At 69.7% G+C, this 8,139-nt stretch carries 10 protein-coding genes; 4 read left to right on the top strand and 6 right to left on the bottom strand.

Annotated elements, in window-relative coordinates; genetic code table 11:
* On the top strand, window positions 1-1,111 hold a 1,111-nt coding region (gene lysA, locus JHC99_RS15780; RefSeq protein ID WP_292155447.1), incomplete at its 5' end, for a diaminopimelate decarboxylase.
* A 57-nt stretch (window positions 1,112-1,168) separates the two neighbouring features.
* Here lysA and JHC99_RS15775 read toward each other — a convergent pair.
* Complete coding sequence (locus tag JHC99_RS15775) at window positions 1,169-1,528, bottom strand: hypothetical protein (RefSeq protein WP_292155445.1); 360 nt, start codon at window positions 1,526-1,528, stop codon at window positions 1,169-1,171.
* A 61-nt stretch (window positions 1,529-1,589) separates the two neighbouring features.
* Entirely contained in the window at window positions 1,590-1,847 is a 258-nt protein-coding gene (locus JHC99_RS15770) for an Lrp/AsnC family transcriptional regulator (RefSeq protein ID WP_292155443.1), read from the bottom strand.
* 45 nt (window positions 1,848-1,892) lie between these two features.
* Here JHC99_RS15770 and JHC99_RS15765 point away from each other — a divergent pair, with 45 nt between their 5' ends.
* Window positions 1,893-2,690 (top strand): alpha/beta hydrolase, encoded by a 798-nt coding sequence (locus JHC99_RS15765; RefSeq protein ID WP_292155442.1) that lies wholly within the window; start codon window positions 1,893-1,895, stop codon window positions 2,688-2,690.
* Here JHC99_RS15765 and JHC99_RS15760 read toward each other — a convergent pair.
* Window positions 2,680-4,389: a bifunctional protein-serine/threonine kinase/phosphatase gene (locus JHC99_RS15760; RefSeq protein WP_292155441.1), complete on the bottom strand. Its 1,710-nt coding sequence runs from the start codon at window positions 4,387-4,389 to the stop codon at window positions 2,680-2,682. The genes JHC99_RS15765 and JHC99_RS15760 overlap by 11 nt on opposite strands.
* 155 nt (window positions 4,390-4,544) lie before the next feature.
* Between JHC99_RS15760 and JHC99_RS15755 the strand changes: the two genes are divergently transcribed.
* Entirely contained in the window at window positions 4,545-5,216 is a 672-nt protein-coding gene (locus JHC99_RS15755; protein WP_292155439.1) for a bifunctional 4-hydroxy-2-oxoglutarate aldolase/2-dehydro-3-deoxy-phosphogluconate aldolase, read from the top strand.
* A gap of 60 nt (window positions 5,217-5,276) precedes the next feature.
* On the top strand, window positions 5,277-6,179 hold the full coding sequence (locus JHC99_RS15750) for an SDR family oxidoreductase (protein WP_292155437.1): 903 nt from the start codon (window positions 5,277-5,279) through the stop codon (window positions 6,177-6,179).
* Here the strand turns inward: JHC99_RS15750 and JHC99_RS15745 are convergent.
* The 3 genes from JHC99_RS15745 to atpC form a co-directional block, all read right to left on the bottom strand.
* Window positions 6,137-7,276, bottom strand: coding sequence for a CaiB/BaiF CoA-transferase family protein (locus tag JHC99_RS15745; RefSeq protein WP_292155435.1), 1,140 nt, complete (start codon window positions 7,274-7,276; stop codon window positions 6,137-6,139). The genes JHC99_RS15750 and JHC99_RS15745 overlap by 43 nt on opposite strands.
* 46 nt (window positions 7,277-7,322) lie before the next feature.
* A complete protein-coding gene (locus JHC99_RS15740; RefSeq protein WP_292155433.1) occupies window positions 7,323-7,772 on the bottom strand; it encodes a hypothetical protein in 450 nt (149 codons plus the stop codon).
* A 169-nt stretch (window positions 7,773-7,941) separates the two neighbouring features.
* The coding region (gene atpC / locus JHC99_RS15735; RefSeq protein WP_292155431.1) for a F0F1 ATP synthase subunit epsilon at window positions 7,942-8,139 on the bottom strand (198 nt) is incomplete at its 5' end.

The following is an 8,139-nucleotide window of genomic DNA, read 5'->3' as shown; positions in this document are numbered from 1 at the left end:
GATCGCCTTTGCGGTCAAGGCCAACTCCAACCTGTCGGTGCTGGCGACCCTGGCCAGACTGGGTTGCGGTGCCGACACCGTGTCGGAGGGCGAGATCCGGCGCGCGCTGAGAGCCGGGGTTCCGGCCGGCAAGATCATCTTCTCAGGCGTGGGCAAGACCGACACCGAACTGGCCTTCGCCATCGAGGCGGGGGTGCGCCAGATCAATGTCGAGAGCCCGGCCGAACTTGACCGACTGATCGCCATCGCCGAACGCAGGGGTGCCGTGCCGGAGATCGCAATCCGGGTGAACCCCAAGATCGGGGCCGGCGGACACGCCAAGATCACCACCGGCGGCGAGGGCGACAAGTTCGGCGTCCCGGCCGACGAGGCGATGGACCTGTATGTCCGCGCGGCCGCCTCGCCCCATGTGACTCCTGTGGGGCTGGCCTGTCACATCGGCAGCCAGATCACCGATCTGGCCCCGCTGGAGGCCGCGTTCAAACTATTGCGGTCGATGACCGAGCAGCTGCGTACGCGGGGGCAGGCCGTGACCCGGCTCGATCTCGGCGGAGGCCTCGGCGTCCCCTATGTCGGGGGTGCACCGACCGCGTCCCCGGCCGACTATATGGCCATGGCGGCCCGGGTGCTGGACGGGCTCGGCATCGAGGCGGCGTTCGAGCCGGGGCGGCTTCTGGCCGCCAATGCGGGCGTGTTGCTGAGCCGGGTGATCCAGGTGACGGAACGTGCCGACGGGCGGCGCTTCCTGGTGCTGGACGCTGCGATGAACGACCTGATCCGCCCCGCCATGTACGACAGTTTCCACGAGGTCCAGCCGGTGCGGCCGCGCGCCGTCGGCGGGCACAACGCTCCGACCGCCTACGACATCGTCGGACCCATCTGCGAGACCGGCGACACCTTCGCGCGCGGCCGCGACCTGCCGCCACTACAGGCGGGTGATCTGGTGGTGTTCACCGGCGCCGGTGCCTACGGGGCGGTGATGTCCAGCGAATACAACACCCGCCCTCTGGTGGCAGAGGTCATGGTCGACGGCGACCGGTGGGCCGTCATCCGCCCCCGCCCGACCTACGACGAGATGCTGGCCCGCGAACCGCTGGCGGAGTGGCTTTAACTCCACACGCTTTCCGCCCATTTCGGCGACCCGAAGGGCGGCGCCGATCATCTGATGTCAATCGATGCAAAGCGTCGGATCGGCCTTGCCGCCGGTGATCGTGGTGTGACAGCCGAACCGGTCGGAATCGATCGTGCAGCGGCCGGCCACCGCAGCCCCCGCGGGGGTGCTGATCGAACCCTCGACCCGGCAGTCGCCCTGGCACTGGCCGTTGTCAGTGCAGGGCTTGTTCGCGTCGGCGTATTTGAGGATGCACTGCTGGCTCTGCATCCGGCCCACGCGACGCAGTTCGCCGCCCCTGGCCGCGCAGGAGGCCGCGTCGGCGGTCTGGCCCGGCCCCGACGGCGCGGGGGTCTCGACCATCGGTGTACAGGCGGACGCCAGAAGCGCGGCGGCGGCGATCAGGATCAGGCGCATGGTCGAAACTCCGTTTCACCCTGACTGGGCGTCGTTCGCGACCCTTCCGTGTCCGGGCCGGCTATTTCCCGGTCGGCAGGAAGGGCGAGAAGGTGATGACGGTGAAGGTGTCGCGGATATGGGGCCGGGTCTGGACCGATTTCGTCACGAAGGTGCCGATGTCCATCTCCTTCGGTAGCTGGAACTTGGCCAGCAGGTCGTACTGGCCCGAGGTGGAATAGACCTCCGAGACGTACTCGACATTGTCGACCATGTCGGCGGCGACGTCGTTGGCGTGGCCCAGCTCGCATTTGATGAAGACGAAGATGGCGGTCATCATGGCCGAAGGCTCCCGTGTCTGGAGCCGTTCCTAGCGGATGCGAACGTGACGGGTAAGAGCCGACCGGATCTGGAAGCGGGTTACAACAACCGGGCCGCCTGTCCCGACCACCCCGCCGTCATGGCGCGCTGGAAGGCCGAGGCCGAGGCTACCCGCGCCGCCGAGCCCCCGACCGTCCTGCGGTACGGTCCCGGCCCGCGCGAGACCATCGACCTGTTCGAGGCCGGGCCGGGCGCGCCCGTCGTCGCCTTCCTGCACGGCGGTTACTGGCAGGCGCTGGACCCGTCGTGGTTCAGCTGGATCGCCCCGCCGTTGCTGGCGCGTGGCATCAGCGTCGCCATTCCGGCCTATGATCTGTGCCCGCAGGTGTCGCTGGCCACCATCATCGAGCAGATGCGGACGGCGATCGCGCTGCTGACCGAGCGCGCGGCGACCCCGCCCGTCCTCGTCGGCCATTCTGCCGGCGGGCATCTGGCGGCCTGTCTGCTCAGCGAGGGGTTGGCCGGGACAGCCGTCTCCATCTCCGGCGTCTTCGACCTGCGTCCCCTGGTTCATACCTCGATCAACACGGCCCTGCGTCTCGACCCGGCCGAGGCGGCTCGCCTGAGCCCTCTGGGCTGGACCGTGCCGGAGGGGGCGGTGCTCGACTGCCTCGTCGGCGGCGGCGAGACCACCGAGTTCATCCGTCAGAGCCGCATGATGGCCGAAGCCTGGGGCGCGGCGGGCGCCGACACCCGGTTCGAGGCGCTGACCGACCTCGACCACTTCACCGTGCTGGACCCGCTGGCCGCCGCCGACAGCGCACTGGTGCGCCGCATCGCAGAGCTCGCCCTCAGCGCGTGACCACGGCGATGAACAGCAGCACCGCCAACAGGGCCGAAACCGCCTGCCAGAATCGCACCGGATAGCGTTCCATCAGGGACAGGCTGTCCGCCATCGGCGCCGCCGTGGCGCTGCCGCTTTCCAGCACGTGGATCAGCTCCTGGACGTCGGCGAACCGGTCGTCCGGGTCGGGCGCGACGGCCCGCACGATCGCGGCCTCCAGCCAGGCAGGCATATCGGGCCGGTGCGTGGTCGGCCGCGTCAGTCGGTCGAAGCGCGGACGACCCTCGGCCTGTCCCCAAGGGTACTGGGGCCCGCAGAACATCCGGTACAGGGTCACGCCCAGGGCGAACTGATCGCTGAGCGCGTCGCCCGCCGCCCCCGCGTGCAGCTCGGGCGCCATGTATCCCGGCGTGCCCGGTGCCTCGTTCTCGGAGAAATCCTCGCTCCCGAAGCCTTCGATCCGGGGCAGGCGCGCGACGCCCAGGTCGATCAGCTTCAGCCCGCCCCCTTTCTCCAGGATCACATTGTCCGGCTTGATGTCGCGGTGGGTGATGTTCTGGCGATGAAGGGCCTCGACGCCGCGCGCCAGGCGGATCGCCGTGGAGACCCCCGACTGGATGTCCAGCGGCCCCTCGCCCGCCAGCCGCCCGTGCAGGGTCTGGCCCTCGTACCAGGGCTGGACGATATAGAGCCGGCTCTGGCGTCCCGCCTCGACCGCCAGGGTCTTGCCGACGAAGGGGCTGTCGATGCGACGCCCGATGAAGCTCTCGCGCAGGAAGGCGGCCCGCGCGCCCTGTTCGGACAACAGGGTCGGCTTGGGAAATTTCACCACCACAGGGGTCGGATCGCTCCCGTCGCGCGCCATGAACAGACGGGTGTATTTCCCGTCCGACAGCACCCGCTCCAGCACGAACCCATCGACATTATCGCCGAGTTTTGGCGTCGGGAGGATGGGCAGGCCCTCCGCCTCCGCCCCGATGGCGTCGCGGTCCAGGGCCGCGATACGGACCACGTCCAGGACGATGGCCGTCGCATTGTCGCGCGTCCCGGCCAGCGTCGCCGCCTCCACGACGGCCTGCGCGTCCGCGTCCGGTGACGCGCGCCGGGCCAGCAGCCGGCACAGGGCCTCCTCGTCCACCACCCCATGCACCCCATCGCTGGTCAGCAGCAGCCGGTCGTGCGCCTTCAGAGGCTGGACCCGGACGTCCAGCTTGACGTCCTGCTCGATCCCGACCGCGCGGTACAGGACGTGGTTCAACCCTTGTTGCGACAGGGTGTGATCCTCGGTCAGCCGGGTCAGGACGCCGTCGCGGAAATGCCAGGCCCGGCTGTCCCCGACATGAAGCGCCGTCGCCTCCCGCCCCCGGAGCACCAGCGCCGTGAAAGTGGTCGCCGCGCCCTGCATGGTCGGATCGGCCTTGCCCCGCGCATGGAGCCAGCGATTGAACCCTCTCAGCGCCGCCACGCCCGCCGCCGCGATCCCGCCGAGCGGATTCTGACTGAGGTAGCCGTCGATGAAGCTGCGTGCCGCCAGTTCGGACGCCACCCGCCCGGCCTTTGAGCCGCTGACGCCGTCGGCGACCACGGCGATGATGCCGTGCAGCCGCTGCTCCGTCGGCGATCCGATATGAACGCCGCCGAAATCCTGGTTGTCCGCGCGCGGCCCCAGCGCCGTCGCGAACCCCGCCGCCACCTCCAGATCGCCGTCCGTGCTCATGCGATGCTCCCCTCAGGCGACAAGGAAGCGAGCGACCGGCGGGGTCAAGAGGCAGAGGGCCTCGTCACACGGATTGATACCGGTTTCCGGCCCGCGACCTTGACGCGCGCGGCCCGAGCGGCGACGGGAACGCAGACATATCGAAAGACCTGACCATGCCGATCGATCGCCTCAGCGTCCTGACCGCCCTCCAGACCCAGGGCGTCGCGCCGGTCTTCTATCATTCGGATCCCGAAGTCTGTCTGAACGTCATCCGCGCCTGTGCGCGCGGCGGCGCCAAGGCGGTGGAGTTCACCAATCGCGGCGACTTCGCCTGCGACCTGTTCGGCGAGATCAATCGCGAGCTGATCCGGACCGACCCGGACGTCGTTCTGGGGATCGGCTCGATCATCGACGCGGGCACGGCGGCCCAGTTCCTCAATCGCGGCGCGCGGTTCGTGGTCAGCCCCTGTCTGGTTCCGGACGTGGCGCGGGTCTGCAACCGGCGCATGGTCGCCTATTTCCCCGGCTGCGGCTCGGTGCGCGACATCGGCGAGGCGCAGGAGCTGGGCTGCGAGATCATCAAGCTGTTCCCCGGCGCCTCGGTCGGCGGACCCGACTTCGTCAAGGCGGTGCTGGGCCCCATGCCCTGGACCAAGATCATGCCGACCGGCGGCGTCGATCCCGACGCGGCCTCGATCGCCAAATGGTTCGGCGCGGGCATCGTGGCGGCCGGCATGGGCTCCAAGCTGATCACCGATGCGGCGGTCAAGGCCGGCGACTGGGCCGGGATCGAGACCCAGGTCCGGGCCACCGTCGACGCCATCGCGGCCTTCCGCGCGAGCTGAGCCAGAACCCAATCGGCCCGGCGGTGTTCATTCGGCTCACTCCCAGCCGAGAGCCTTCCCATGACCGATCGCCTGACGATGCAGGATCCGCGCGAACAGTATCCGCGCCCGCCCTTTCCGAAACAGCCGCAACCCGCTCCGGGCCTGGCCGAGAGGATGACGCCCGAGCCCGATCACGGCGAGACCAGCTACAGGGGGTCGGGTCGGCTGGCCGGTCGCAGGGCCCTGATCACCGGCGGTGATTCCGGCATCGGTCGCGCCGCCGCCATCGCCTACGCGCGGGAAGGTGCCGATGTAGCCATCGGCTATCTGCCGTCCGAAGCCTCCGACGCCGACGACGTCATCAAGCTGATCGAGGCGGAGGGCCGCACCGCCGTCGCCATGCCCGGCGACGTCACAGACGAGTCCTGGTGTCGCCGGATGGTCGAGAAGGCGGTCGAGGGTCTGGGCGGGCTCGACATCCTGGTCATCAACGCCGGCCACCAGCAGTTTCGCGAAGACGTATCCCAGGTCTCCACCGCCGATTTCGACGTGACCATGAAGACCAACCTGTACGCCCTGCACTGGATCGTCCAGGCGGCGGTGCCGCACCTGCCGGCGGGGGCGTCGGTGATCACAACGGCCTCGATCCAGGCCTATGAGCCCTCGGCGATCCTGCTGGACTATGCGACCACAAAGGCCGGGATCGTCGCCTATACCAAGGCCCTGGCCAAGCAGCTGATCGAGAAGGGCATCCGCGCCAATGTGGTGGCCCCCGGCCCCTTCTGGACCGTGTTGCAACCCTCCGGCGGCCAGCCTCAGGAGAAGGTCGAGCATTTCGGCGAACAGTCCGCCTTCGGCCGTCCGGGGCAGCCGGTGGAGATCGCGCCGGTCTATGTGCTGCTGGCGTCGCAGGAATCCAGCTTCACGACGGGCGAGGTCTATGGCGTGACGGGCGGCGCGGGCGGCGCGGGCATCGCCTGATCGCTCCAGGCGGCGACGGCCTCGTCGATGTCGATCAGGCCGCGTCGCGCGGGGTCGATGGCGGCAGGGGTGTCGGAGAACCGAGGCGCGGGGGCCGGCTGGCGAACCCCATCGAATTCGATCAGGGTTTGCCGCGCGGCGTTGTGCGGATGGTCGGCCGCCTCGGCGAAGTCGAGCACCGGCGACACGCAGGCGTCGGTTCCCTCGAACCGCGCCGCCCACTCGTCGCGGGTCCGGGTGACGAAGACCCCGGCGAACGTCTCGGCCATGGCGGGCCATTCCGACGGATCGAACTGGCTGAAGGCGGCGGGGTCGAGGTCCAGCCCCACCAGCAACCGGGCGAAGAAGGCCGGCTCCAGCGCCCCGACAGCGACGTGCCTGCCGTCGGCACAGGCGTAGCAGCGATAGAAGGGCTTGGAGCCGTCCAGCAGGTTCAGCCCGCGCGCGTTCATCCACAGACCCGACGCCGTCAGCCCGTGGAACAGGCTGGAAAGGGCCGCGACCCCATCGGTCATGGCCACATCGACGACCTGTCCCCGGCCCGAGGCCCGCGCGGCGATGACGGCGGCCAGCAGCCCCATGACGGCGAACATCGACCCGCCGCCATAGTCCCCGACCAGGTTCAGCGGCACCGGCGGCGGCCGGTCCGGCGAGCCCATGGCCTCCAGCACCCCCGTCACGGCGATATAGTTGAGGTCGTGCCCGGCCCGCTCGGCCAGAGGCCCGGTCTGGCCCCACCCGGTCATTCGGACGAAGACCAGCCGGGGATTGGCGGCGAGGCAGGCCTCTGGGCCGAGGCCCAGCCGCTCCATGACGCCGGGGCGGAAGCCCTCGATGACCGCGTCGGCACGCGCGACGAGCGCCAGAGCCCGATCGCGATCCCCGGCCGCCTTGAGGTCCAGATGGACGTGTTTGCGGTTGCGGTTCAGCACCGCCCCACCCGTGTCGTCCCAGGCCTGGCCCGAGTTGGGTGCCCGCGCGATCCGCACGATCTCGGCCCCCAGGTCGGCCAGCAGCATGGAGGCCAGCGGGACGGGCCCGATGGCATCGAACTCGACGATGCGGACCCCTGCCAGAGGACCGGGTGCGGTGGTCAAGGCGTGATCCTTTGACGAAGGCGCGATCAGCGCCGGTCCCGCAGGCCTAGCCGCGCGGCCGCCAGGTGACAAGGATCAGAGCCGGCTCGTCATCAGCCTGCGACCGCGTCACGCTCCAGCTCAGCCGGCCGCCGTTGACCCGATAGCGATCGCGCTCCGCCACGCCCTCGGCAGTCTGATCCAGCGTCTGGGTCAGCCCCTGCGCGGCGGCCCAGGCCTGAAGCGCACGATCCACGCCATCCAGCGCGTCGCGCTCCAGCATGATGTCCAGGGTACAGCTGTCACCGGTGACGCGGGCCGCGATCGATCCATCGGCGCGGGCAAGCTCGTAGAAGTCGCCCCAGAACTCGAACCCCGCCGCCCTTGCCCGTCGCCGCCTGGTCCGCGCCGAGGCGGAAGCCGCAACCATGCACACGCGATCAAGGGCAGGTCCGACGGCCTCGGCCACGCCGGTTTGAAGCGCGAGACTGGCCATGAGGGCGGGCAGGAGGGACACGGGCGGCTCCGAAGGGATCGCTGCATGATGTCGCTCCCAGCGCGCCCCGCCAGCGTCGAAAGCTGACGATCTGACGGGGATGCCAACACCGCAGCTCAGGCAGCCAGAACGAAACCGGGCCCCGTGTGGAAACACGAGGCCCGGCGATCATGCACGTTTTCGAGAAAGATTAGGCCGCCGCGACTTCCGATGCCTGTTCGGCCAGGATGGTCAGGCCGGCCGGGGTCACGTCGGCGAAGCCGCCGTGGACCTCGAACACACGCCGGGCCGAGCCGTCGAACACGGTGACCGTGCCTTCGCGCAGGGCCGTCATGAAGGGGGCGTGGTCCGGCAGGACGCCGAAGTCGCCCTCGACGCCCGGCGCATC

The organism is Brevundimonas sp. (genome assembly GCF_016463485.1).
In the GTDB taxonomy this organism is placed as follows: domain Bacteria; phylum Pseudomonadota; class Alphaproteobacteria; order Caulobacterales; family Caulobacteraceae; genus Brevundimonas.
Note: the sequence above shows the minus strand (reverse complement) of the source record. Positions and strands in the feature narration are given on the sequence as shown.

Coding starts and splice junctions, on each gene's coding strand:
- JHC99_RS15775 (WP_292155445.1), bottom strand. CDS start 1,528: ATGCGCCTGATCCTGATCGCCGCCGCCGCGCTTCTGGCGTCCGCCTGT.
- JHC99_RS15755 (WP_292155439.1), top strand. CDS start 4,545: ATGCCGATCGATCGCCTCAGCGTCCTGACCGCCCTCCAGACCCAGGGC.
- JHC99_RS15770 (WP_292155443.1), bottom strand. CDS start 1,847: ATGATGACCGCCATCTTCGTCTTCATCAAATGCGAGCTGGGCCACGCC.
- JHC99_RS15750 (WP_292155437.1), top strand. CDS start 5,277: ATGACCGATCGCCTGACGATGCAGGATCCGCGCGAACAGTATCCGCGC.
- JHC99_RS15760 (WP_292155441.1), bottom strand. CDS start 4,389: ATGAGCACGGACGGCGATCTGGAGGTGGCGGCGGGGTTCGCGACGGCG.